This window comes from Brenneria rubrifaciens (assembly GCF_005484945.1).
GTDB classification, from domain to species: Bacteria; Pseudomonadota; Gammaproteobacteria; order Enterobacterales; family Enterobacteriaceae; genus Brenneria; species Brenneria rubrifaciens.
Genome location: NZ_CP034035.1, coordinates 1724227 through 1750438 on the forward strand (window position 1 = coordinate 1724227; position 26212 = coordinate 1750438).

General features: G+C 53.3%; 21 protein-coding genes. 12 read left to right on the forward strand and 9 right to left on the reverse strand.

Annotated features, from left to right (window positions below):
• Positions 1-32 precede the first annotated feature (32 nt).
• A complete protein-coding gene (locus tag EH207_RS08025) occupies positions 33-779 on the reverse strand; it encodes a GntR family transcriptional regulator (protein ID WP_175413658.1) in 747 nt (248 codons plus the stop codon).
• Between the two features lie 280 nt (positions 780-1059).
• On the opposite strand from EH207_RS08025, the gene EH207_RS08030 reads away from it, so the two are divergent.
• A complete protein-coding gene (locus EH207_RS08030; RefSeq protein WP_137713510.1) occupies positions 1060-1974 on the forward strand; it encodes a LysR family transcriptional regulator in 915 nt (304 codons plus the stop codon).
• Here the strand turns inward: EH207_RS08030 and EH207_RS08035 are convergent.
• Entirely contained in the window at positions 1965-3035 is a 1071-nt protein-coding gene (locus EH207_RS08035) for a LacI family DNA-binding transcriptional regulator (RefSeq protein ID WP_137713511.1), read from the reverse strand. The genes EH207_RS08030 and EH207_RS08035 overlap by 10 nt on opposite strands.
• 319 nt (positions 3036-3354) lie before the next feature.
• Between EH207_RS08035 and EH207_RS08040 the strand changes: the two genes are divergently transcribed.
• The 4 genes from EH207_RS08040 to EH207_RS08055 all read left to right on the forward strand — a co-directional run bounded on the left by EH207_RS08040 (position 3355) and on the right by EH207_RS08055 (position 11439).
• Complete coding sequence (locus tag EH207_RS08040) at positions 3355-4662, forward strand: MFS transporter (RefSeq protein ID WP_137713512.1); 1308 nt, start codon at positions 3355-3357, stop codon at positions 4660-4662.
• A 38-nt stretch (positions 4663-4700) separates the two neighbouring features.
• The gene (locus tag EH207_RS08045) at positions 4701-7067 is read left to right on the forward strand and encodes a glycoside hydrolase family 31 protein (protein WP_137713513.1); all 2367 of its coding nucleotides are present in this window, start codon (positions 4701-4703) and stop codon (positions 7065-7067) included.
• Between the two features lie 478 nt (positions 7068-7545).
• On the forward strand, positions 7546-10386 hold the full coding sequence (locus tag EH207_RS08050) for a flavocytochrome c (RefSeq protein ID WP_137713514.1): 2841 nt from the start codon (positions 7546-7548) through the stop codon (positions 10384-10386).
• An 84-nt stretch (positions 10387-10470) separates the two neighbouring features.
• Positions 10471-11439 (forward strand): FAD:protein FMN transferase, encoded by a 969-nt coding sequence (locus tag EH207_RS08055; protein WP_137713515.1) that lies wholly within the window; start codon positions 10471-10473, stop codon positions 11437-11439.
• A 79-nt stretch (positions 11440-11518) separates the two neighbouring features.
• Here the strand turns inward: EH207_RS08055 and fabI are convergent, their stop codons facing one another.
• From fabI to sapA, 6 genes are all read right to left on the reverse strand, one after another.
• Positions 11519-12307 (reverse strand): enoyl-ACP reductase FabI, encoded by a 789-nt coding sequence (gene fabI, locus EH207_RS08060; protein WP_137713516.1) that lies wholly within the window; start codon positions 12305-12307, stop codon positions 11519-11521.
• A 143-nt stretch (positions 12308-12450) separates the two neighbouring features.
• Entirely contained in the window at positions 12451-13266 is an 816-nt protein-coding gene (sapF, locus tag EH207_RS08065) for a putrescine export ABC transporter ATP-binding protein SapF (RefSeq protein WP_137713517.1), read from the reverse strand.
• On the reverse strand, positions 13266-14258 hold the full coding sequence (sapD, locus tag EH207_RS08070; protein ID WP_137713518.1) for a putrescine export ABC transporter ATP-binding protein SapD: 993 nt from the start codon (positions 14256-14258) through the stop codon (positions 13266-13268). Before sapD ends, sapF begins: the two co-directional genes overlap by 1 nt.
• 16 nt (positions 14259-14274) lie before the next feature.
• A complete protein-coding gene (gene sapC, locus EH207_RS08075) occupies positions 14275-15165 on the reverse strand; it encodes a putrescine export ABC transporter permease SapC (RefSeq protein ID WP_137713519.1) in 891 nt (296 codons plus the stop codon).
• Entirely contained in the window at positions 15152-16117 is a 966-nt protein-coding gene (sapB, locus tag EH207_RS08080; protein ID WP_137713520.1) for a putrescine export ABC transporter permease SapB, read from the reverse strand. The genes sapC and sapB overlap by 14 nt, the downstream gene beginning before the upstream one ends.
• Positions 16114-17820 (reverse strand): ABC transporter substrate-binding protein SapA, encoded by a 1707-nt coding sequence (gene sapA / locus EH207_RS08085; protein ID WP_137713521.1) that lies wholly within the window; start codon positions 17818-17820, stop codon positions 16114-16116. The genes sapB and sapA overlap by 4 nt, the downstream gene beginning before the upstream one ends.
• Positions 17821-18056: 236 nt before the next feature.
• On the opposite strand from sapA, the gene EH207_RS08090 reads away from it, so the two are divergent.
• Together EH207_RS08090 and EH207_RS08095 are read left to right on the forward strand one after the other, a co-directional pair.
• Positions 18057-18914: a hypothetical protein gene (locus EH207_RS08090; protein ID WP_137713522.1), complete on the forward strand. Its 858-nt coding sequence runs from the start codon at positions 18057-18059 to the stop codon at positions 18912-18914.
• Positions 18915-19288: 374 nt separating this feature from the next.
• A complete protein-coding gene (locus EH207_RS08095; protein ID WP_137713523.1) occupies positions 19289-20845 on the forward strand; it encodes a cellulase family glycosylhydrolase in 1557 nt (518 codons plus the stop codon).
• 81 nt (positions 20846-20926) lie between these two features.
• Here EH207_RS08095 and pspF read toward each other — a convergent pair whose 3' ends face one another.
• The gene (pspF, locus tag EH207_RS08100; protein ID WP_137713524.1) at positions 20927-21919 is read right to left on the reverse strand and encodes a phage shock protein operon transcriptional activator; all 993 of its coding nucleotides are present in this window, start codon (positions 21917-21919) and stop codon (positions 20927-20929) included.
• A 221-nt stretch (positions 21920-22140) separates the two neighbouring features.
• Between pspF and pspA the strand changes: the two genes are divergently transcribed.
• The 5 genes from pspA (at position 22141) to EH207_RS08125 (ending at position 26208) form a co-directional block, all read left to right on the forward strand.
• The gene (gene pspA / locus EH207_RS08105; protein ID WP_137713525.1) at positions 22141-22806 is read left to right on the forward strand and encodes a phage shock protein PspA; all 666 of its coding nucleotides are present in this window, start codon (positions 22141-22143) and stop codon (positions 22804-22806) included.
• A gap of 71 nt (positions 22807-22877) precedes the next feature.
• On the forward strand, positions 22878-23105 hold the full coding sequence (gene pspB, locus EH207_RS08110; RefSeq protein ID WP_137713526.1) for an envelope stress response membrane protein PspB: 228 nt from the start codon (positions 22878-22880) through the stop codon (positions 23103-23105).
• Entirely contained in the window at positions 23105-23470 is a 366-nt protein-coding gene (gene pspC / locus EH207_RS08115; RefSeq protein ID WP_137713527.1) for an envelope stress response membrane protein PspC, read from the forward strand. Before pspB ends, pspC begins: the two co-directional genes overlap by 1 nt.
• 300 nt (positions 23471-23770) lie before the next feature.
• Positions 23771-25168 (forward strand): YcjX family GTP-binding protein, encoded by a 1398-nt coding sequence (locus EH207_RS08120; protein ID WP_137713528.1) that lies wholly within the window; start codon positions 23771-23773, stop codon positions 25166-25168.
• Positions 25165-26208 carry a YcjF family protein gene (locus tag EH207_RS08125; RefSeq protein WP_137713529.1) on the forward strand — a complete coding sequence of 348 codons (1044 nt, stop codon included), beginning with the start codon at positions 25165-25167 and terminating at the stop codon, positions 26206-26208. The genes EH207_RS08120 and EH207_RS08125 overlap by 4 nt, the downstream gene beginning before the upstream one ends.
• Positions 26209-26212: the final 4 nt, after the last annotated feature.

Below are 26212 nucleotides of genomic sequence, written 5' to 3' on the forward strand. Positions count from 1 at the left end.
AAGGTTTTCATCAGACACCCTAATGACCGTTATCAACCCATCAGCAAGCGCAGCGGGGCATCCAGCGTGAAAGTATAGTGACGTTGATTGTAATAGACGTTCGATAGCTCAAAAGGAACCTGATCGTCAAAGAACGCGACGACGCTGGCGCGCAGCACCGGTTCATCGCGTGCCAGCCCCAGCGCCTCGCGAACCTCTGACGTAGGCAATTCGGCAAAGATCTGCTTGTGGCCGCCGACCGCATCGTACCCCTTGGATTTAAGATAGGCGTATTTTGACCGGCTAAGATGGTGCTCGCTGAGGTCGGGAAACAGGTCGCTGTTCATCCAGGATTGCTCGTAGACAAAAGGGATGCCGTCAATCAGCCGCAAACGCGCCATGTAATAGATGTTGGCGTTTTCAGCCAATTGTAGCTGGCGGGCGATATCTTGACTGGCTGCCTGGCGGGAGAAATGCAGTAACTGGTTAACGATAGGTCGATGGACCGTGCTGGCCACCTCGCTGGATGTCAGATGCTGATCGAGCGGGAGCTGTACTTTGATTCGCGTATCCGGTTGGGCGACAAAGGTGCCGCGTCCGCGAAAACGCTCAACCAGCCCCTGCCGGACCAAATAATCCACCGCTTTACGCGCGGTCATGCGGGAAACCTGATATTGCTCGCACATTTCAGCCTCAGTCGGCAACGGATCGCCGGGCGTTAGGACATTTTCACGAATCTGCTGGCTCAGAATTTGCTCGATTTGCAGATAGAAAGGGATCGAAGAGTGCTTATCGATCATCAGGTTTCCTCTCCTCGGCGCCTTATCAAATGGATTCAATAGTATATACCCGTCCTACTTCAAGTTGCATGTGGATTGGCTTTGTTACTCGCCTATCTCTGGTTTCGATTCAAAGGGGCAACGCGCTGTGCTGTTCAATCGATAACGTTTTGTCCTGCAACTCGAATTTTTCAGGGTATGGCCGGGCAATTATCCCTACACCCATCCAGCCCGCGTTGATGCACGGTGAAAGCGCCGGGCAATGATATACTGTTGTCCTACATCATCACAGGCTGCCGCTATGGACATCAAACAGCTCATTTACCTCTGCAATTTGGAAAAAGAACGTCACTTCGGCCGTGCTGCCGAGGCAAGCTTTGTCAGTCAGCCGACGCTCTCAATGCGGTTAAAGAATCTGGAACGGGAACTGGATCTGTCGCTGATCAATCGGGGAAATAACTTTGTGGGATTTACTGCCGAAGGCGAACGCATCCTGGCCTGGGCACGGGAGATCGTTGCCGTCTATCAGGGACTAAAACTGGAAGTCGTCGCGCTGAAGCGCGGCGTGAGCGGCGTATTGCGCATTGGGACGGTTCCTCAAAGCAGTATTGCGCTGTCCTGCATGTTGGCGGCGGTGAATGAAATTTATCCGCAACTGGATTTCCAGATATCCCTATTCAGCGCCGATCAACTGTTGGAAGCATTGAGTGCTCACTCTGTGGATGTCGGTATCGGTTTTTTTGAACTCTCGACATTGCAGGAGTGGCATTTCCAGGTCGCGCCGCTGACGGAGCAGGGCGTTGACCTGTTATTCCACCCACAGCATTTCCCGCAGGTGGCAGGGAACACTACGCTGACACTGAACGATCTGGCCGAACTGCCGTTGTGTCTGGCGGAGCCGAGCCGCTATTTCCGCCGCTATCTGGATGACCATTTCCGCGAAATGGGGTATTCGCTGTGGGTCAAGGTGGAAAGCACGTCGATTTTGCAGTTGATGCAAAGCGTTTTCGTCGGGCTGGGCTGCGGCATTGTACCGCGCGGCAGTCTGATACCCGAGATGACACCGGCCCTGCGTGTGAGGCCGATCGCCTTACCGCCCATGCGAAGGCTTGCCGCCATTGTCGTGGCCCAGTCGGGGCGGGCGACGCCGCTGGCGCAGAACTTCTTTGACGCGGCGCGCGACTGGTTAACCCGAACTGATAAGCCTCAATCATAGAGATGGTCGTCCTGCACCGGCGAGTGGGTTTTACTGGGGCGAAGACGCCGGATGGAGTCGCGGATAACCAGTTTACCGTTCAGCAACAGGTTGCCAATGGGCGCGTCCGGGCGCATCAGTTGGTATTGCAGAAGCCGCACGGCTTCTTCTCCCAGGCCTTCACGGGGGACATGTACCGAGGTCAGCGGAATATCATGAATGGCGGCCAGATTGAAGCCATCCATGCTCATGACCGACATATCCTGTGGAACGCGTAAGCCAGCCTGATTCAGCGCGTTGACCGCGCCGACCGCAATAAAGTCGCCTCCCGCAAGAATAGCCGTTGGTTTTTGCGCAGCCGGACAATCGGCCAGAAACGCTTTCAACCGCTGTTCGGCTTCGGCGGTGCTGAAACTTTGCAGCGTCAGTAGATGGTATCGATCGGAGAAAGGCAAATTATGGTGCTGATACGCGTCACAAATGCCGGCTAAACGTAACTCCATGGTATAGCGGCGCAAACAGAGTAGCGTCAGAATATCGCGGTGTCCCTGCTCGAACAGATAGTTCGCCGAAAGTTCCCCAATCAACTGATGAGCCGGCGCAACGCCCGGCAGTTTCATTTTCCGGTCGAGACAATTAATTAGAATACAAGGTTTGCCGATATCGGCGGCCAACGCATGAATATACGGATCGTCGATACCGATTAATATCGCGGCCTCTGTTTCGGGATCGTTCATTTTCTCCAGAAACAACGGCACGTCGCTGTTGTTTTCATCCAGTCCGCAGTAGCGCAGGTGCACGTCATGAGGCGCCAGGGCGTCAATAATGCTTTGTATCACTTTGTGGTAAAAAATGTCAGACCGGACGTCAAATGCACGCGGCGGAGCAAATACGGTCATGCTATTCAGCAGCAAGCGGCCGGTCGCCAGATCGTTCAAGACGCCGTTTTGACGGGCACACGCGAGAATGTGGGATTTCGCCGCGTCGCTGGTATTGGATTTGCCCGACAAAACGCGTGATACCGTACTGATTGAGAACCCCGTTTGCGCCGCGATTTCACGTATTTTCAGGTTTCTTTTCATTTTGTGATCCCGTTCAACTTAGTCAATGACAACGTTTTCATGACCAAAAAACAGCACTGCGACTTGTCAGATGACGCCATCCGCGCTCATTCTGAACTTACCATGAAAATTTTTGCAAAAAAGTGAGTTTCACGTCGTTTTTTATTGTTCTAGTCTCCTTTTGGTAAACCAATTTTTGTCAGTGGCAATTGCGACTTAGACATTAACTTCATGAAATACAAACAAATAAAAAAATGACGCGTCTCCAGAAGCAAAAAATATCAAACATCTGCCGACATGTCAGACCAATGTAACCTCACCTCCCCACAAGGAGTTCATCATGAGTCTTGATATTAATCAGTCACCGGTTGCGGTAAAGGGAAAACGAAAATTCAAACATCTTCGCTGGTGGATGTTGGCGCTGTTTTTACTCGGCGTGACGGTCAACTACATCACCCGTAACTCACTCGGCATACTGGCCCCGGAACTGAAAACCAGTCTGGGTATCACCACGGAACAGTACTCGTGGATTGTCGGCGCTTTTCAACTGGCCTACACCATTTTTCAGCCGTTGTGTGGCTGGTTGATTGACGTCATTGGCCTGAAGGTCGGTTTCCTTATCTGCGCGATCATCTGGGCGTTGATGTGTATGCTGCATGCGGGCGCTGGAAGCTGGCTGCATTTGGCGATAGTGCGCTTTTTCATGGGGGCATCCGAGGCGGCGGCGACGCCGGCTAACGCGAAAACGTTGGGGGAGTGGTTTCCCAAGAAAGAGCGCCCGGTCGCGGCAGGCTGGGCGGGGGTCGGTTTTTCCATCGGCGCGATGCTGGCGCCGCCGATTGTCGTCATCGCCCATGTCAATTTTGGCTGGCAGGGTGCCTTCATGTTTACCGGCGGGTTGGCGATGATCTGGGTGGTGCTGTGGTGGTTGTTTTACCATGAGCCAGAAAATCACCCCAATCTGAGCCATGACGAACTGGCGTTTATCCGTCAGGACAATGAACTGCCGCCAGTTAAACTGCCGTTTTTAACCGCGTTGAAAACGGTATCAAAAAACAAACGCTTTTACGGTATCGCTATTCCCGCATTCATGGCCGAGCCCGCCTGGGCGGTGCTGAGCTTCTGGGTGCCGCTCTATCTGGCCAACGAGCGCGGCATGGATTTGAAACAGATTGCCATGTTTGCCTGGCTGCCTTTTCTGGCCGCCGATCTGGGCAGCGTGGCGAGCGGTTACCTGACCCGCATATATGTCCGTCTGTTTGGCTGCACGCGCGTCAATTCGATTGTCGCCAGTTCGGTTACCGGCGCCTTCCTTATGCTGTCGCTGGCATTGGTTACCCTCGCCCAGGAGCCGTGGATGGCGATTCTGCTTATTTCGGTCGGCGGGTTCGGTCATCAGGTCATTTCCTGCATGCTCAGCGCGCTGGTGGTGGAGTCATTCGATAAAGGGCAAATGGCGACGGTGAACGGTATGCGCGGTTCCTTCGCCTGGATCGCCAGCTTCCTGTTTTCGCTGTTGATCGGGGTGACGGCGGACAACATTGGTTTTAATCCGCTCTTTGTCGCTATGGGCTTTTTTGACCTGATTGGCGCGGTGTTCCTGATTATGTTCATTGCCGAGCGCCGCCAGAAAGCCCGCCAGATTTAATCTCACTGTTGCTTTAATCATCCTGAAAAGGACGCTGCATGAAAACGCTAAAGAATTGGGTATTCCGACATCAGACTTCCGACCATTTGGAGCTGCTTGTCGATGGAAAACACATTTTTCGCCTGTACATTTTAGAGCCGGACATGGGCCGGGTGCTGATCAAACAAAACGGTAAACTGCAACTGAAACGAACCTGGAGCATTGCCCCGCAGCAGGATGTTGCCTGGCAGGGCCGATGCCGGGAAAGCAGCGACGGCTTCAGCCTGCCGGGATTTACCCTGCTGGAACAGGACGACGGCTTGCGCGTCAGCACCGATCGCATGCGGGTGACGATACATCAACCGCTGTGGCTGGAGTGGGAATATCTTAACGAGCAGGGCGAGTGGCGGCGGCTGGTCAAGGATCGGGCGACCAGCGCCTATTTACTCAATATGCACGGGGATGGCGTCGCTCACTATCAGCAGCGTTTTCCCGAAGAACGTTATTATGGCCTGGGCGAAAAGACGGGCGACCTTAACCGTACCGGGCGCCGCTTTGAGTTCAGAAATCTGGATGCGATGGGCTACAACGCGGCAACCACCGATCCCTTGTATAAACATCTTCCGTTTACCCTAACCCGGCGGAAAGACGTCAGTTTTGGGCTGTTCTACGACAATCTGAGCAGTACCTGGCTGGATCTGGGCAATGAAATTGATAATTACCATCAGGCTTACCGGCGCTATCAGGCCGAGGCCGGGGATCTGGATTACTATTTGTTTATCGGGCCGCGCATGCTGGATGTAACAAAAGCATTTGTGCGCCTAACCGGAAAGACGCTGTTCGGGCCGAAATGGAGTCTGGGGTATAGCGGTTCCACCATGCACTATACCGATGCGCCGGATGCGCAACAGCAATTGCTGAAGTTTATTGCGCTGTGTCGTCAACACGCGATTCCATGCGACTCCTTTCAACTGTCGTCCGGTTATACCTCCATCAACAACAAGCGCTATGTCTTTAACTGGAATTACGACAAAGTGCCGCAGCCGGAGGCGATGTCGCAGTCATTTCATGACGCGGGTCTTAAACTGGCGGCGAATATCAAGCCTTGTCTGTTACAGGATCACCCCAAATACCATGAGGTGGCGGCACAGGGACTGTTTATCCGCGATTCAGAATCCGATGCGCCTGAACGCTCCAGCTTCTGGGACGATGAAGGTTCGCATCTTGATTTTACCAATCCCGCCACGGTGAGCTGGTGGCAGGAGAACGTGACCCGGCAGTTGTTGCAAAAGGGCATTGACGCCACCTGGAATGACAATAACGAATATGAAGTCTGGGATGGCGAGGCCCGCTGTCACGGTTTTGGCGACCCTGTGGCGATCAAGCATATCCGCCCTCTGATGCCGCTGCTGATGATGCGCGCCTCAATGGAGGCACAGCAGCATTTTGCCCCCGCACTACGCCCTTATCTGATTTCACGTTCTGGTTGCGCCGGTATGCAACGCTATGTTCAGACCTGGAGCGGCGATAACCTAACCAACTGGCAGACGCTGCGGTATAACACCCGGATGGGGGTTGGGATGAGTCTTTCCGGGCTATACAACATCGGGCACGACGTCGGGGGATTTTCCGGCGACAAACCGGATGCGGAGCTGTTTGTCCGCTGGGTGCAGAATGGGGTGATGCATCCGCGTTTCACCATTCACTCCTGGAATGACGATCACACGGTGAACGAGCCGTGGATGTATCCGGCGGTGACCCCGGCAATACGCAGCGCCATCGCGCTCCGTTACCGGCTGTTGCCTTACCTCTATACGCTGTTCTGGCTGGCCTGCGCGGATGATGAACCGATGCTCCGGCCCACGTTCCTCGATCACGAACAGGATGAAGCGACGTTCGCCGAAACGGATGATTTTATGCTGGGTCGTGACGTGCTGGTCGCCAGCGTGGTTGAACCGGGACAGCGGCACAGAGCGGTCTACCTGCCCGCCCGCGAGTCGGGCTGGTACGACTTTTATTCTGGACGGTGGTACAGCGGCGGGCAAACGATAAGCCTGGAAGCTCCGCTGGAACGGCTTCCTTTACTGGTTCGCGCGGGCAGCATGATCCCGCTTTCCGGGCGTACCGCCTATGTTAGTCCTAAAGAGGATGACCAGCGGGAATTTTTACTGTTCCCGCCTCATGATACGGGGGAAGACCAGGGTTTGCTGTTTGAGGACGATGGCGAAACCTGGGGGTGGCGGCAGGGCGATGCCCTGTGGCTACGCTGGGAAATCCGTTGCGACAGCCAGCGCATTGATGTCAATTTCACATCGGAAGGGCGTTTTCAGCCCGCATGGCGGCGGGCCGCCATTCGTCTTCCGGTCGGAGAACGCCGGACACTGTACATTAACGGCGTTCGCACCTCTGTGTTTGAACGCGAATAGCAACAGAAATGTTTCGGGGGATAGAAGTAGAAAAATAAATAACCAGACAGCGTGTTAAACCGGGCTGTCTGGCCGTGAAGTCAGGGTGTTGCGCCGTCGATGCCCGCTATAACATGATGCGTTAAAAAAATAAAGAGCAGTAATTATCCTCTTTCACCTCATTCAAAAATATCCGCCGCCGATCCCCTGCGTTTTTTGTTGCATAAAACTTAAATATTTATGGTTTAATTTCTCCGTAAGATGCGGATATGTTAATGAAAATAGGTAATATCAATATTAAAAACACCCATCGCTAATAACCCTATTAAGTGTATTTATATTAAGCAGTTAAAATATTAAAAAAACGTATTATTACATTAAAAAAAACACATACTCAGTGAGTAATGACATTAGCCAATATAAAGAAGAACGAAAAGACCCTGGCTTTATTGTGCTTTATTTTTAAGCAAGTTTTTTATTTTAAAGTGGAGTATTCATCATGACGGATATTAACGTTCAATTGTTAAAATCTTTCACATTACCGAATGGCGTTACGCTGAAAAACAGAGTATTAATGGCGCCGATGACGACGTGTAGCGGTTTTTTCGACGGGAGTGTTACAAAAGAATTAATTGAATATTATGAAAGCCGGGCGGGCAGTATCGGTACGGTTATTGTGGAATGCTGTTTTGTTGACGATAAAGGGCTGGCTTTTCCCGGCGCGATAGGTATCGATAAGGACGATAAAATCGCGGGCCTGGCCAAAATCGCGACCGCCATTAAAGCCAGGGGGTCGAAAGCTGTGCTGCAAATTTACCATGGCGGCCGGATGGTGGAACCCCGGTTTATCGGCGGCGCCACGCCGGTTGCGCCCAGCGCGCTGGCGGCGCCCAGAGCTGGCGCGGCCACGCCGGTTGCGTTGACGGGCGACGAGGTTGAGGCGATGATCAGAAAGTTCGGCGACGCGGTACACCGCGCGATTCAAGCGGGTTTTGACGGTGTGGAAATTCACGGCGCCAATACCTATCTGATTCAGCAGTTTTATTCTCCCAACTCAAATCAGCGTACCGATAAATGGGGCGGCAGCAGAGATAACCGGGCGAAATTCCCGTTGGCCATTCTGGATATTACTCATGAAATGGTAAATAAATATGCGGACCGTTCATTTATCATCGGTTATCGATTCTCTCCAGAGGAAATAGAAGAACCCGGTATTCGTTTTGACGACACTATATACCTGTTGGAAAAACTGGCGGAAAAAGGGTTGGATTATGTTCACTTTTCAATGGGGAATATTTTGCGTTCGTCATTGGTCGATATTGATGATCCTACCCCGCTGATTAAAAAATATGTCGCCGGACGCTCGTCCAGACTAGCGGCAATTCCGGTAATCGGCGTCGGGGATGTCGTCAATAAAACGGATGCGCAAACGGCGCTGGAAAATGGTTATGATCTGGTCGCGGTCGGCAGAGGATGCATTGCTTATCCTGACTGGATCGATCGCGTCGCCGGGCAACAAGATATCAAACTTTATATCGATAGCGACAAGCGCGAAGCATTAATGATCCCCGAACCTTTATGGCGTTTTTCATTAGTCGAAGCGATGATTCGGGATGTGAATTTAAAAGGGAAAAAATTTAAAGCCGGGGTTTATCAGGAAAACGTACAGGATGAAAACGTTGAGCTGAAAGTGAATGTCAGCTTTGAGTCAGATCGGATAAAAAATATTGAACTGGAAGATAACGCCGGGATTGACGAATCGCTGCTAATCAGCTTTGACGTGATCAGGAGCCGGATTTTAGATACCAACAGTCCGCATGTCGACGCGGTAACCGGCGCGACAACGCAAAGTGAAGCGATTAAGAAAGCCGTTACCAAAGCGATGGTAAAATCCTTCAAGGACGCCATTCTTGAGGAAGGCGGTAATCCTGATGAGGATCAGGAGGTTGATGTGGTGGTAATCGGCAGCGGCGGGGCGGGGCTGGCCGCGGCGATTCAGGCCAGCGAAGCGGGCGCCAATGTCGTCATCATTGAAAAAATGCCGGTTATCGGCGGCAACACCATCAAAGCATCGGCCGGGATGAACGCCGCTGAAACCGTTTTCCAGAAAATCAAGGGCATTGAGGATAGTCAGCATCTGTTCTACAACGAGACGTTGAAAAGCGGCAAGCACATAAACAATCCGGCGTTGGTGAAATATTTCGTTGAGCATGCAGCGGTAGCGATTGACTGGCTGGCCGAACATGATATTGAGCTGAGCGACATTACCACCACCGGCGGCATGAGCGTCGACAGAACCCATCGTCCTGCCAGCGGCGCCGCGGTCGGCGGCTATTTAATCAGCGGCCTGGTGAAAAACCTCAATAAACGGAATATTGATGTCATGCTGGATACCGCGGTGACGGAAATCCTTCAGGAACAGGGCAAGGTGACGGGCGTGCGCATCATTAATGATGAGAAGGAAGAGAAAATCATTGCGACCAAAGCCGTTATCGTGGCGACGGGCGGATTCAGCGCCAATACGTCGATGGTGGTTAAATACCGGCCGGATCTGCATGGTTTTGTGACAACCAACCACAAGGGGGCAACCGGCGGCGGTATTCGCCTGTTGGAGAAATTGGGTGCGGATACCGTTGACATGGGGGAAATTCAAACCCATCCGACGGTGGAACAAACCACCTCTTATTTGATCTCTGAATCTATCCGCGGCGGCGGTGCAATTCTGGTTTCACAGCGCGGCGAAAGATTCTTCAATGAAATGGATACCCGGGATAACGTCTCAGCGGCAATTGTTAACTTGCCGGAAAAATCCGCCTATATTCTGTTCGATCAGCAGGTGAGAGATCGCAACCAGGCGGTTGAGGAATACGTATCGCAAGGGCTAACCGTGAGTGGTGAAAGTATCGCTGAACTGGCGGAAAAGCTGGGTATCGATTCGGCGACGCTGCAAACGACAATCGACCGGTATAATGTCTTTGTCAACAACAAGCACGACGACGATTTTGGCAGAACCACCGGCATGCGCGACCCGCTCGATCGCGCGCCTTTCTACGCCATCAACGTGGCGCCCGGCGTGCACCATACCATGGGGGGCGTGGTGATCAATGCCAATACCGAAGTCCTGGATAGCCGTAAACAGATTATCTCCGGCATCTATGCCGCCGGAGAAGTCGTCGGCGGTATTCATGGCGCCAATCGCATTGGCGGCAATGCCGTGGCGGATATCATTATTTTCGGTATTCGATCCGGTTTACAGGCGGCCGCCTACGCGAAATCGCCGGATAACACCGCGCTGGTAAACGTTGAGGATAGGGACGTTCTGCTCGAGGCGGCTTCATAACCGCTTGTTCATCGTAATCGTATACAGGGAGTGCGTCCGTAAGGGCGCCTCTCTAATCTCACCTGCCGCGTTGACCTGCCTATCATGAAATCCGCAAACGATACCTATTCCTATACCGCTCATCTGATGGGCAGCCCGGTTGTAATAAAAATGTTCGTTCATGATGAAATGCTGGTTAAACAGGTATTTCACCATATCAAACAACTCGAAGATCGTTTGACCGTCAATCGTCCGCAGTCGGAAGTGATGAGCATTAATCACGCGGCGGGGCAAAATGCGGTGACGGTCAGCCCAGTAGTCTTCAGCCTCATCAAGCAGGCTAAGGCGGTCAGTTTGATCAAAGACAGTTGCTTTAATGTTGCCATCGGCCCGGTGGTGAAACTGTGGAAAATAGGGTTCAGCGGTTGCGCGGTGCCTGAGGTGGAAAAAATCGCGCAAGCGCTCGAATTGTCCCATCCCGAACACGTTATGCTCAATGACGACGACGGCGCCGTTTTTCTGGAGCGCGCGGGCATGGAAATCGATTTGGGGGCCATCGCCAAAGGATATATTGCGGATCTTATCCGGGGGGTGCTGTATCAGAACGGGATTTATCACGCACTGATCAACCTCGGCGGCAACGTCCTTGCCGTCGGCCGTTCATGCACGCAGGGTCAGTGGTGCGTGGGGTTACAAAAGCCGTTCGCGGACAGAAACAGTTTGCTTGGCGTTATCAAGGTCATTAATAAGTCGGTGGTGACGTCTGGCGTTTATGAGCGTTTTTTTACCGTGAACGATCGGGTGTATCACCATATTCTGAATCCCAAAACCGGATACCCGCTGGATAATGAATTGCACAGCGTCACCGTTATTTCGGACAACTCTATTGACGGTGATATTTACACCACATTGCTTTATGGCATGGGGGTTGAGGCCAGTGTTGACTATTTACGCGCTAAACCGGAAATAGAAGCTATCTTTGTCACCAAAAATAAAGAAATTATCCTCTCTTCTCAGCGTCATTACGATTTTGAACCACTGGACAGCGCCTATGCGCTTATCAGTGCAGGATAGGATGAGGCGCAAAGCACGTTATAGGGAGAGTTGACGATGCCCCAACGGAGTGGGGCATGGAAAACGGCGGTATAGCGTATTAATCCAGCGCTAATTCGCTCATCGCGGTGATGTTGAAACCGCCATCGACATGCAGGACTTCACCGGAGATGCCGGCAGAGAGATCGGAACACAGAAATGCCGCTGTGTTGCCGACATCCTCAATGGTCACCACACGACGAATTGGCGTAATGGCTTCACAGTGAGACAGCATTTTTTTGAAGTTTTTGATACCGGATGCGGCCAGCGTACGGATTGGGCCCGCTGAAATGGCATTAACACGCACGCCTTGTGCGCCCATGGCATTTGCCATGTAGCGTACGTTCGCTTCCAGAGAGGCTTTTGCCAGACCCATCACGTTGTAGTTAGGGATGGCGCGCTCTGCTCCCAGGTAGGACAGGGTAACCAGCGCGGAATTCGGGTTCAGCATGTTACGGCAGGCTTTTGCCATTGCGACGAAGCTGTAAGAGCTGATGTCGTGGGCAATGTTGAAACCTTCACGGGTGACGGCATCAATATAGTCGCCGTCAAGCTGTTCACCCGGCGCATAAGCAATGGAATGAACGAAGCCATCAAAGTTCGGCCATACTTTAGCCAGTTCAAAAAACAGCGCTTCGATGCTTACATCTTCCGCGACATCACAGGGCAGGACAAGGCTCGACCCCAGTTCCTTGGCAAACTCTTCAACGCGAGATTTCAGTTTATCGTTCTGATACGTGAATGCCAGTTCAGCACCTTCACGGTGCATAGCCTGCGCGATACCGAAGGCAATGGAGCGGTTACTGGCAACACCTGTTACCAGAATACGCTTACCGGTAAGAAAACCCATAACAGTAATCCTTGTGATCATTGTTGCTGCGATCATCAGTGGTAAAAAGAATTATTTCATGATGATCGAGATGAATAAAGCGGTCGATTCTACCATGTCTGAAGCAGATTGGGGTACTCCGAGCTGTTCGCCATCTTTCACACTCAACTTTGTGCGCCGTCACGCCGCCAGGCGTCGGCGCTCAGTACTTCCCCAAAATGGCTGGCAATAAGGCGCTTAGTCAGATCGTGCAGCGGTGAGGCGAGCACGTCCGCCGTGCTGCCGCGTTCAACGACTTCGCCCGCCTGCATGACCAGGATCTGATCGCTGATGTGTTTCATCATGCCCAGATGCTGGGTGACATAAATATAAGAGATACCGTGCTTCTCCTGAAGTTCCAACATCAGATTGATAATTTGTGATCGCATAGACATATCCAGCGAGGCCAGCGCTTCATCCGCCACAATGACTTTGGGTTGCAGGATCAGGGCGCGGGCCAGACCGACACGCTGTTTCTGGCCGGGAGCCAATGCATGTGGATAGTAATAGGCGTGATCGGACCGCAGACCAACCTGTTGCAGCGCCTGATTAATGGCCTTTTCACGCGCTTCCCCGCTGAGATCGGTATTAAGCCGCAGCGGGACATCCAGCAATTGACCGATGCGTTTGCGGGGATTCAGCGCATTGCCCGCGTCCTGAAAGATCATCCGAATACGCTGACTGCGGTAAGGGTAGTCGCCGTAATGCAGGGGATGATCGTCGATCAGCAATTCACCGGAGGTCGGTTCAATCATGCCTGATAACATTTTCGCCAGCGTAGATTTTCCTGAGCCGTTTTCGCCAATAATCGCCAGCGTCTGGCGTTCACGTAAGGTGAAGCTCACGGATTTGACCGCTTCAACATGCTGGCGACGGAACAGGCCGGTTCGGTAGCGAAATGTTTTGGTCAGATTTCGGGCTTCAAGCAGGGTTTCGACCATCAGGATTCCTCCATGTTGAGCGGGAAGTGGCAGGCATACCAATGGTTTTTAGCGGAAAGTAGCAGCGGGGTTTGCATACATTGTTTTTGTGAATATGGGCAGCGGGGCCCCAGACGGCAACCTACTGGTAAATGCTCCAGCGAGGGAATCGCGCCCGGTAGCGTATTCAGGCGGCTTTTATGCGGTAATGAGCGGCCAAAGTCCGGCATCGCCCGAATCAGCGCCTGCGTATAGGGATGATGCGGCGCGGCAATCAGGTCTTCGCTGGTCGCGCTTTCCACCGTCTGACCGCAGTAAAGCACATTGATTCTGTCGGCCCATTTGCTCATCGTTTGCAGGTCATGGCTAATCAGCAGAATGGTGGTGCTGTTATTCTGATTCAAACGCGACAACAGACGGAAAATTTGCGCCTGCGTGGTGGATTCCATCGCGTTGGTGGGCTCATCGGCAATCAGCAGGCGCGGTTGATTCGCCAGCGCAATGGCGATCATCACCTTCTGGCACTCCCCGTCGCTTAGTTCATAGGGGTAGCTGCCCATAATGTCTTTATGATCTTTGATGCCAACGCGGTGCAACAGCTCAATGGCCCGGCGTTTACGCCAGTTGATGCGTTGCCACCAACGGCCTTTGTACGTCCAACCGGGGATGGCCTGTATCAACTGGCGCCCAATGCTTTCCGACGGGTCAAGACAGGACTGCGGCTCCTGAAAAATCATGGAAACGTTATGGCCCACCAGCTTGCGCCGTTCGCGTGACGACAGTTTCAGCAGGTCGACATCGTCGAAACGAAAACGGTCGGCCGTTACCCGCCAGTTGTCTTTGGCAAGCCCGCAGATGGCTTTGGCGATCAGGCTTTTACCGGAACCCGACTCACCCACCAGCCCGCGGATTTCCCCTTCGTTCAGCGTCATGCTGACCCGATCCACGGCTTTGACGGCGCCGTCCGAGGTCAGAAATTCAATGGTCAGATTACGAATATCGAGTAGTGGCATAATTTCGTCTCCGCCATTATTCCGTTTCTGCGACCAGGGCGCGGCGTAGACCATCCCCAAGCAGATTAACGATCAACACGCTGAGGGCAATGGCGCCGCCGGGCAACATGACGGTCCACGGCGCGGCATAGACCAGCTCCAGCGAACTGCCGAGCATCGCCCCCCATTCCGTGGTAGGAAGCTGCGCCCCCAGATCGAGAAAGCCTAATGCGGCAATATCCAGAATGGCAATGGACAGCGCGCGGGTAAATTCTGAAACCAGCAGGGCGGCAATATTCGGCAAAACCACATACCAGATGATGTAAACGGTCGACGCGCCATCAAGCCGGGCGGCGATGACATACTCTTTGTTCATCTCATCATGTACGGCGCTGTAGATGGTTCGCACCATGCGAGGCAGCAGCGCCAGCCAGACGGCTAGCATGGCGTGTTCCAGTTTCGGGCCGATAAACGCAATCACCACAATCGCCAGTAGCAGCGACGGGATGGAGAGCAGCGTATCAAGAATATGGTTGAGCATCGCGGAACGCAGCCCGTGGGTTACCCCCGCGATGACGCCCAGCACGATACCGCATAGTGCGGCGACGTGGGTGACAATCAACGCCGAGCCTACCGTCGGCGCCGCGCCGCTGAGCAGGCGGCTGAGCTGATCGCGGCCCAGATCGTCAGTGCCGAGGAAGAAAGAGACTTCACCGTAGTGCGACCAGGAGGGCGGAAGCAGTTGATAGCCCAAAAACTGCTGGTTCACTTCGTATGGCGCCAACAGCTTGCCAAACAGACACAGGCCAAACAGGATCAGAAAACCGTAAAAACCGATCATCGCCAGCGTATCCTGATGAAATACCCGCCAGGTGTCTCCCAGACGGCTGGGCAAACGTTTTTCGCTGTAAACGTTATCGTAGGGCATACCATTCCTTATGTTTTAGCGGGTTTGTCATCGCCCCCCCAATATCAGACAGAATGTTAACCGTGATCACCATCGACCCGACCACCATGACCCCCGCCGAGATAGCCGCGTAATCCTGTTGGCGAATGGCGTTGATCAACCAGTGTCCCAAACCCGGCCAGCTAAACACCACCTCGGTAATGATGGTGAGCGTCAGCATGGTGGAAAACTGTAATCCCAGTTTGGGTATAATCGGCGGCAGCGCGTTATGCAGTACATGACGGCGAATAATGGTGAGCTTGGATAATCCGCGGGTGGCGGCGGCCTTGATGTAGTTTTTACCGATCACCTCGGTGGTGCTGATGCGCATCAGCCGGATCACTTCGGTGGTCGGTCCCACGGCGAGTACGGTGATAGGGAGAATCAGGTGACGAATGGCGCTGACTATCATCTCGCCGCGATAGGGCGAGTCAGACAACCAGGCGTCAATCAGCGCAAATCCGGTGACAGGCTTGACCTGATAGAGCAGATCGAAGCGCCCGGAAACCGGCAGCCAACCGAGATGAAGAGAGAAAAACAGCGTGAGCAGCAGCGCCAGCCAGAAAACCGGCAGCGAAAAGCCGATAAGCGCCAGCGTGCTGATAACGATATCCGGCCCGCGGTTCTGCATCACGCCAGCGGTGATGCCCAGCGGGATGCCCACCAGCAATGACATTATAAAGGCCAGTACGCAAAGCTCGATCGTGGCCGGAAGAACCTCTTTCAACTGTTCGCTAATCGCCTGACCATTGATGCTGGAGCGGCCAAAATCGGCTTGTAACAGGCTGGAAAGATAAAAATGATAGGCGTCAAACAGCGCCGCGCCGTTAAGCGGCGCATTTGGCGTGTAATAGCTTAGGCTGAATCCCACCAGCGTCAGCAGGAATAGCGTCACCAGCAACAGCACCAGTCGACGCAGCGTAAAAATAATCACGGTTGTTCCCCTTCAACGGTGTCCTGTGAAGAAGCTGACTGTGGCTGGGTGGTCTGAGGCTGTTCACGGAATACGCCTGCAAAAGAAGCATTGCCGAACGGACTGAGCACCAAGCCTTTCATATCATAACGATAGGCCAACAAACGCAAGGACGATGCCAGCGGTAAGACAGGAAGCTGTTCCGCCAGTATTTTTTGCGCCTGTTGGTAATATTCGATGCGCTTTGACAACTGCTGTGAAGACAACGCGTTTTGCAACACCTCATCAAATGCCGGGTCGCACCAGTGAGCATAGTTGGTTTGAGAGCGAATGGCCGCACAGCTCAACAGTGGGCGGAAAAAACTGTCTGGATCATTGCTATCGGTTGCCCAGCCCGCCAGCGTAAGGTCGTGACTCATTTCCATCAGCCTTGCTTCCTGAAAGCGTCCCTCCACCGGCACAATGGTCACCTCTATACCGACCTGCTGCAGATCGGCCTGAATCAGCTCGGCGGTCTTTAGCGGGCTGGGATTGTAGGACTGCGACGCGCTGGGCACCCATAAGCGCAGGCTGAGATTGGTCATGCCCAGCGCTTGCAACAGTTGGCGGGACTTCTCCGGGTTGTAATCGGTTACCTGCGATTCATTATCATAGGCCCAGGACGCCCGCGGCAGGATCGACGCGGCCGTTTCCGCCGTACCGTAATAAATGGACTGCATCAGCCGGTCATTGTTGATCGCCAGCGCGATCGCTTCCCGTACCTGGCGGTTATCCAGCGGCGGTTTACGCACGTTGAACGCCAAATAAGCGACGTTCATGCCGGGACGCAACGACAGCCGCAGACGCGGATCGTTGCGTAAGGTCGTCAACTGGCTGGCGGCGGGGTAGGCAAGCACATCGCATTCGCCGGTCAACAGTTTGGACAGACGCCCCGTTCCGCCTGATCCCAGATCGACAACCACCTGCCGCATCCGGGGCTGTCCACGCCAGTAGGCTTCGTTGCGCGTCAAACGGATATATTGTCCGCTACGGTATTCGTCAAGCCTGTACGGGCCAGTGCCCACCGGCTCCCGATCGATCAACGCCTGCTTATCATCCGCCGCCAACGTTTGTGCATATTCGGCGGAAAGGATCGGAGCATAGTGGGTGGCCAGATGCCACAGGAAAGAGGCATCCGGGCTGTTGAGCCGAATCTCTATTGCGTACTCACCCAGTTTGCGGATGCTTTGTACCGAATCGGCAAACTGAAGGCTATCGAAATAGGGGTAATCGCCGCCGTTGATATCATGATAAGGGTGTTTATCGTCCAACATGCGTTGAAAGCTGAACAGTACATCGTCCGCGTTCATTTTGCGCCTCGGGCTGAACCAGTCCGTGGTTTGAAACGGCACGTCACGGCGAAGATAAAAACGGTAGGTGGCACCGTTGTCCAACACTTCCCAGCGCTGGGCGAGTTCCGGCATCAGGCGGTAAGTATAGGGATCGACATCCAGCAGACGATCGTACAACTGCGCGGCCAGCGTATCGATGGTGACGCCGCTGCGCGCCATCTGCGGATTGAACGTGCTCAGCACGTCATTTACACAATAGACGAAACCGCTTTGGCGGATAGAGGGCAGCGGTGCGTCAGGCGTGAGCGAGGACGTTGTCGCAGGCGGCGGAGCCGCCATTGCGGGCAATGCCAGCCAGACGAATGCCAGTGCGAAATAAAATTTTCCAGGCATAAGGGATTTTTCAGTCAGGGCGTAATACACAGAGTGTACCGCACTCTGGCAATCCACCCCACTGTGTTGTGCGCATCTGGCGACTTTACAACCAGATGATATTACTTATTGTGAGTTTTTGTTTTGGATCATGTTAAAGGCATTTAATCATGCTAATGAGGGATAACCAACATAAGTTATTTTGCAAGGGTGCCGTTAATAACTAACAGTTTGTCTGAAAAATGGAGTCATTTTTGATGGACAGCATCTGGCCTCATCGTACCTTGGACTGCAAACCTTCACATGATATGGAAAATGTTACCAATCCCTCTGCTGATTTAGGCGCTGACCTAACCATGACAAATTTCGAGCCCATTGAATTTTCAGATGAAAGTATGGGCCGTATCGAAAGTGAGGCTGGCGGGGATCGGCAAAATCCAGTGACGGCGTTAACCGAAGAAGAAATTAACGCGAAAAATGAGAAGATAAAACAGTTAAGGGATACCCCGCTGTTCACGCCGTTGGACCCTGTCTCCGATCTGGCCGTTTCCTTTTTTATTTTGGCAATAGAAGGGACGAAATTTCCGGTCACTGAGCTTGCCAATGCCGTGTATGACGCATTTTCAAATTCGCTGAGTGGCGAAAAGACGGGGATGATCGAGGCTTTCGATATTGCATTGAAAAAATCGATGCTCACTTTCATCAAGATGAATTTTATCACCGAGGTGTATCAGCCTCAGGCGGAGAAAATAATTGATCATTACATGAGTGAGCGAGTGTCGCGGCGAGACAGTGTGCGGCTGGGGGCGGCTAACGCCGAACTTTTGCTTGCCGCCGGTTTGGGCGATAAGGAATACGCTGACGCGGTACAGAGAGATATCGAGGCGTTAAAGCAGGGAACCTTTTCGTCTCAAGTCGAAATGGCCCAGGCATTATCGATCGCTGACGGCGCATGCAGTGTTGCAGATATGCTCGATCAGTTTGAAATGATGCTGAGAGATCGCGGCAGTTCCGCATCAACGCTGGATACCGAGTTACAGGATTTAAGTCTGCTGGCTGACCACTGGGATTATTTTGTGCAAAAATATTCGCAACGCTCGCTTAAAAAGCGATGAAAGCGAATGCTCAGGCAAGAAGAACCCATACTTTATATGGAAATGAGAAAAATTCTCAACAAAGTGCTTTACAGATGATACTGATAACTATTATCATCATTTCCGCGCTTCAGCAGTTGCTTCTTCGCAGGCACTGAAGGAGAGCACGACATTGCTCACATTGCTTCCAGTATTATTTTAGCCAGCCTACGTGCTGGCTTTTTTTTGGCCAAAACATCTGAATCTCATTCTCTTTCAGATCTCATTCTCTTTCAGAAAAATAATTGATGAAATCAAGTATTTTAAGATGATTCTTAAATTTCTCCCAGCCACAGAAATCATCAGTATTATGCAATAACCCAATTAGCTGGGTGTTCACAATGGAGATAAGGAATATGTGGATAAATACTAAGTGGATAAGGAGCGTAAGGATATTAACGTCAGGCGCCGCCAGCGCGCTACTGGGGGTCGCGTTGATTTTTTCGTCATCGGCGGCAGCAGCCACGCCGGTAGAGCAATACGGGCAGTTATCTATAGCCAACGGCAAACTGGTCGATGCCAGTGGTAAGGCGGTGCATCTGAAAGGGATCAGTTCGCATGGTTTGCAGTGGTACGGCAACTATGTCAATAAGGAGACGATGCAGTGGCTGCGCGATGACTGGGGAATCTCAGTCTTTCGGGTGGCAATGTACACCGAGGAGGGGGGCTACATTTCCAATCCTTCGCTAATCAATAAGGTCAAAGAGGCGGTCGCGGCGGCGCAGAGTCTTGGGGTGTACATCATCGTCGACTGGCATATTCTTTCGGATGGCAACCCGAATACTTATAAAGCGCAGGCAAAAACTTTCTTCAATGAAATGGCCGAACTTTATGGCAACTCGCCTAACATCATCTATGAAATTGCCAATGAACCCAACGGCGGCGTGACCTGGAATGCGCAGATCCGGCCTTATGCGGTGGAAGTCACGCAAACTATCCGCGCCAAAGATCCCGACAACATTATTATCGTCGGAACCGGCACCTGGAGTCAGGATATTAACGATGCGGCGGATTTTCCGTTGCCTGACGCCAATACCATGTACGCGCTACATTTCTATGCGGGCACGCATGGGCAGTCCTTACGTGATCGGATCGATTATGCGCAAAGCCGGGGGGCGGCGATTTTTGTCAGCGAATGGGGCACCAGTGATGCGTCCGGCAATGGCGGCCCGTACCTGCCGGAATCTCAGACCTGGATCGATTTTTTGAATAATCGCGGCATCAGTTGGGTTAACTGGTCTTTGACGGATAAAGCGGAGGCGTCCGCTGCGCTGGCGCCAGGCGCCAGCACCAGCGGCGGCTGGACAGAGCAGGCGCTGTCGACATCAGGCCGGTTTGTCAGAGAGCAGATCCGTGCGGGGGCTGAACCGATAACCGACGTCGTTACGCCGCCAACTACACCGACGCCGACGCCGACGCCGACACCGACACCGACACCGGAGAATCCCGACACCGGAACGGGAACAATCGTGCTGCAACATCGCACTCTCGACAGCAACCCTGACAATAATGCCATGCATCTGGTGTTCAATCTTAAAAATACCGGCAATAGCGAGGTTAAGCTCAGTGATGTGAAAGTCCGCTACTACTTCAACGATGACGGTCGGTCGGATACCCAGGTGTTCATCGACTGGGCGATGATCGGCGCCAGTAATGTCATCGCCAGCACTGAACCGCTGACCGGAACGGACAAGGCGAACCGCTATGTCGTACTCTCTTTCAAAAATGAGGCTGGTTCTATCCCCGCTGGCGGCGCGAGCGGCGACGTGCAAGTGCGGATTCATCCTATGGACTGGAGTAATTACGATGAAACCAACGACTATTCCTACAATGGCACAAACGCTGTCTTTACCGACTGGGATCGCATGACGGTCTATGATAAAGGGCAACTGGTATGGGGAATTGAGCCTTAATTACAGGTAAAAGCCAGCGGCGGATGTGCGCCTGCTGGTTTTTTCCCCTTAACCCCTCCTCGTTAATCGGGGAGGGTGAAACTATTCATTAACAGCGATAGCGTGCTTTTTCAACAGACCACGTAGCTGGTGATAGGTTAGCCCCAGCAATTCCGCCGCCTTACGCTGATTGAAACGCGCCTGATCCAACGCCCGCTCGATAAGCGTGCGCTCCTGGGATAGTTGCCATTGCTTCATATCCAGCGGTAAATCCGGTAATTCATCCGCAAGGCGGATAGGCGGAACCAGGTCAGCCGATCCCGATCTCTGAAACGGGTTGAGAATAATGGTATCCAGCATCGTGTCGCTGCCGCCATGACGATAAACCGAGCGTTCCACGACATTTTTCAGTTCCCGGATATTACCTGGCCAGCCATAGTTCAGCAGCGTTTCGTGGGCGCGTGACGTGAAACCGGGGAAGAGCGGTAACCGCAGTTCGCGGCACATCTGAATCGCAAAATGCTCCGCCAGCAACATGATATCTTGTTGACGCTCACGTAGCGGCGGCAACTGAACCACATCAAACGCCAGCCGATCCAACAGGTCGGCGCGGAATTTTCCGCTGGCGGCCAACGCAGGCAGATCATCGTTGGTGGCGCACACCAGTCGCACATCGACCTGCAACGCCTGTCCGCCGCCGACGCGTTCCAGCACGCCATATTCAATCACCCGTAATAGTTTTTCCTGCACCAGCATTGGCGCGGTCGCCAATTCATCCAGAAACAGCGTACCGCCATCAGCGCGCTCAAAGCGGCCCAGATGACGCTTTTGCGCCCCGGTAAACGCGCCGGCTTCATGACCGAACAGTTCAGAATCCAGCAAGTTTTCATTTAAGGCCGCACAATTCAGTGAAATAAAAGGCCCCTGCCAACGGGGAGAAAGATAGTGCAACCGGCTGGCGATCAACTCCTTACCGGTGCCGCGCTCGCCGATCACCAGAACGGGTTTAGCGAGTTGCGCAAGTTGTGAAACCTGTTCCAGCACTTCAAGAAAGCTGTTGGCTTCCCCCAGTAAGTTCTCTTTTTCATGCGCCATCGCTTTGTACCCTGTGGTTTTTACTAACAGTTAGCGTATTTGACTAATTTAGCGGGTAATGAAAAATAGTCAAAATTCTTCATGCTTTATTTTTCAATAAGTTATCGGTAATTAAAAGTTGGCATGCTTATTGATATATCTACCATGCAATCGGCTGATGACCGGTCGCGATCATAAATCAGGCGTAATCAGACGCTGGAAATCATGAAGAGGATTTGATTATGGGTATTTTTTCTCGTTTTGCCGACATCGTGAACGCCAATATCAATTCATTGCTGGATAAAGCGGAAGATCCGCAGAAGTTGGTCCGGCTGATGATTCAGGAAATGGAAGATACATTGGTTGAGGTTCGGTCTACCTCCGCACGGGCGCTGGCAGAAAAGAAACAGATTGCCCGCCGTATTGAACAGGCGTTGTCTCAGCAGGCGCAGTGGCAGGAAAAGGCTGAGTTGGCGCTGAGAAAAGACAAAGACGATCTGGCGCGTGCCGCGCTGATTGAGAAACAGAAACTGACCGATTTGATCGTGACGTTGCAGCATGAAGCGGAAAGCGTTGATGAAACGCTGGAGCGCATGAAACGAGAAATCGGCGAGTTGGAAAACAAACTGACGGAAACCCGTGCGCGTCAGCAGGCGTTAACGCTGCGCCATCAGGCTGCTTCTTCCTCGCGTGATGTGCGTCGTCAACTGGACAGCGGCAAGCTGGATGAAGCGATGGCGCGCTTTGAGCAGTTCGAACGTCGGATTGATACGATGGAAGCCGAAGCGGAAAGCGTCGGGCTGGGCAAACATAAATCGCTGGATCAGCAATTCTCCGAGTTGAAAGCGGATGACGAAATCAGTGCGCAATTGGCCGCGCTTAAAGCTAAAGTTAAATCAGCAGAATAACCGGGGCGGCTATCGTCAGGGTTGGCGATAGCCTTAGCAAAACCGGCGAACATAATCATTAAGGAGACACGATGAGTGCTTTGTTTCTTGCCATACCGCTGACCATTTTCATGCTGTTTGTGGCACCGATATGGCTTTGGCTACATTACAGTCAGCGTAAGCAAAACAATGCTCAATTAGGACAAAGCGATATGCAGCGTCTGACGCAATTAACGGAAGACGCCCGCCGCATGCGCGAGCGAATTCAGACGCTGGAAGAAATTCTGGATGCAGAACACCCGGACTGGAGAAAATCGTAATGAAGAATACATGGTCAGGTAAAACGTTATATCGCATACCGGAAGAGGGCATGCTTAAAGGCGTGTGCGCTGGGCTGGCCCGCTACTTTGACGTACCGGTAAAACTGGTGCGGGTCATTGTGGTGTTATCGATGATCTTCGGCCTGTTCTTTTTCACCCTCGTGGCGTATATCGCGCTCACTTTTGTGCTCAATCCCGCGCCTGCCGCGCGCTACCGCGAACAAGATCGGTCATCCTCTACGCCGGGACAACTGCTGAACGACGCGGATGCGACCCTGATGGCGAGCGAACAGCGTCTGCGCAGTATCGAGCGCTATGTCACCTCGGAAGCGTTTGGCGTTCAAAGCCGCTTTCGCCAACTGTAAACATCATCATCTCCTACGGCGTTGATTGTCTGACAAGAATAAAACGACGCCGCTTTTCTTTTCTCATGAGTAATCTGTACGAGATTGGGAATCATTCGGGGATTTGTCAGTCGCCATGATTTCCTGTAAAACCGCCTCATTCGCTCCACTGGGTATTTCATGGAGGATATAACGCTTGTGATGGGTAGCCTACCAGTGTTAAGTCGAATAGGGTCGGGACAAATAACGGCAGCGCCAAAAAAGTGACAATGTCACACAGGGTGGCGGATCTTCGCGCTAAAAGGAGCCAAGATTTATTCAATGAAGCGATTACAAAACGAATTAAACTCGCTGGTTAACCGCGGCGTGGATCGCCATCTGCGGCTGGCCGTTACCGGATTGAGCCGCAGCGGTAAAACCGCCTTTATCACCGCATTTGTCAATCAACTGCTGAATGTGCACAGCGGCGCGCATTTGCCGCTGTTTTCCGCAGTGCGAGAAGGCCGCTTGCTGGGGGCTAAACGGGTGCCGCAGCGCGATCTCGGCGTTCCCCGTTTTGCTTATGACGAAGGCATGGCGGCGCTTTATGGTTCGCCCCCGGACTGGCCTCAGCCTACGCGCGGCGTGAGTGAGATTCGTCTGGCGTTGCGCTATCGCTCTAATGATTCCCTGATACGGCATTTTAAAGATACGTCGACGCTGTATCTGGAAATTGTGGATTACCCGGGAGAATGGCTGCTGGATCTGCCGTTACTGGAGCAGACGTACCTCAGTTGGTCGCGTCAGATGGCCGGACTGCTGCAAGGCGAGCGCATCGAGTGGGCCAGACCCTGGCTGGCGCTGTGTGAGAAGCTGGACCCGCTGGCCCCTGCCGATGAAAACCAACTGGCCGACATTGCGCAGGCGTACACGGACTACCTGATGCGTTGCAAACAAGAGGGGCTGCATTTCATTCAGCCGGGGCGCTTTGTGCTGCCCGGGGATCTGGCCGGGGCGCCGGTTTTGCAGTTTTTCCCGTGGCCGCAGGTTGATCAATGGGGAGAAGCCAAACTTGCGCAGGCTGATGCAAAAACCAATATGGGCATGCTGCGCCAGCGTTTTGATTATTACTGCCAGTCGGTGGTGAAAGGGTTTTATAAACATCATTTTATCCGCTTTGACCGTCAGATTGTGCTGGTGGACTGCCTGCAACCGCTGAACAGCGGCCTTCATGCGTTTAATGATATGCGGCTGGCGCTGACCCAACTGATGCAAAGTTTTCACTATGGCAAGCGGACGCTGTTCCGGCGTCTGTTTTCGCCGTGCATCGACAAGCTGATGTTCGCTGCCAGTAAATCCGACCACATTACGGCCGATCAACATGCCAATCTGGTGTCGCTGTTGCAGCAACTGGTGCAGGAAGCCTGGCAGAATGCCGCGTTTGAAGGCATCAGCATGGATTGTGCCGGTATTGCATCGATCCAGTCCACGCAAAGCGGCGTAGTGGAACATCAGGGGCAAAAAATTCCGGCGCTGAAGGGAAACCGTCTCAGTGATGGCCAGCCATTAACGGTCTATCCGGGAGAAGTGCCTCCCCGATTGCCGGGGGCAACATTCTGGCAGGAACAAGGGTTCCACTTTGATGAGTTTCGTCCGCGGGAAATGACGGTGGACACCCCGTTGCCGCACATCCGGTTGGATACGGTGATGGAGTTTTTATTGGGAGATAAATTGCGATGAACGAACCACTCAAACCGCGCATGACCTTTGACAAAGTCTCGCCAGCGGAGCCTCAACCGCAGTTGCGCGCTAACGTGGCGCTTGACGAGCAGGCGGCGGAAGGATTTGCTCCCGTGAGCCGTGAACAGGAAGTGCCGGAAGAGGGCGTTGCCGAGGAAGTGGTCAGCGCGGCGCTACGGCCTAAACGCAGCCTGTGGCGGCGAATGGTCATGGCGGGTTTGACGCTGTTTGGCGTCAGCGCCGTGGCGCAGGGCGTTCAGTCGTTGCACAACGCCTGGCTACAACAGGATTGGATCGCGCTGGGCGGCATCGCGGCCGGTAGCCTGATTGTGATGGCGGGCGTGGGATCGCTGGCGGTTGAGTGGCGGCGTCTATACCGATTGCGCGAGCGGGCGGAAGAGCGCGACGTGGCCCGGGATTTACTGCACAGCCACGGCGTTGGGCGAGGGCGCGAGTTTTGTGAAAAACTCGCGCGACAGGCCGGGCTGGATAACGGCCATCCGGCCATGCAGCGTTGGCAGGCATCCTTGCATGAAACCCACAACGATCGTGAAGTGGTTGAACTGTACGCCCGGCTGGTTCAACCGGTGCTGGACCGCCAGGCCCGGCGGGAGATCAGCCGCTCGGCGGCGGAATCCACGCTGATGATTGCCGTCAGCCCGCTGGCGCTGGTGGATATGGCGTTTATCGCCTGGCGCAATCTGCGGCTGATAAACCGGATTGCCGCGCTCTACGGTATCGAATTGGGGTATTTTAGCCGCATACGTTTGTTCAGGCTGGTGTTGTTGAATATTGCGTTTGCCGGCGCGTCCGAACTGGTGCGGGAAATCGGCATGGACTGGGTGTCGCAGGATCTGGCGGCGCGCCTCTCCGCGCGTGCGGCGCAGGGCATCGGTGCGGGCCTGCTGACCGCGAGACTGGGCATCAAGGCGATGGAACTGTGCCGCCCGCTGCCCTGGCTGGATGATAAACCGCGTCTGGGCGATTTCCGCCGTGAACTGATTGGACAGGTGAAAGCGACCTTGCAGAAAACGCGGTAATCCG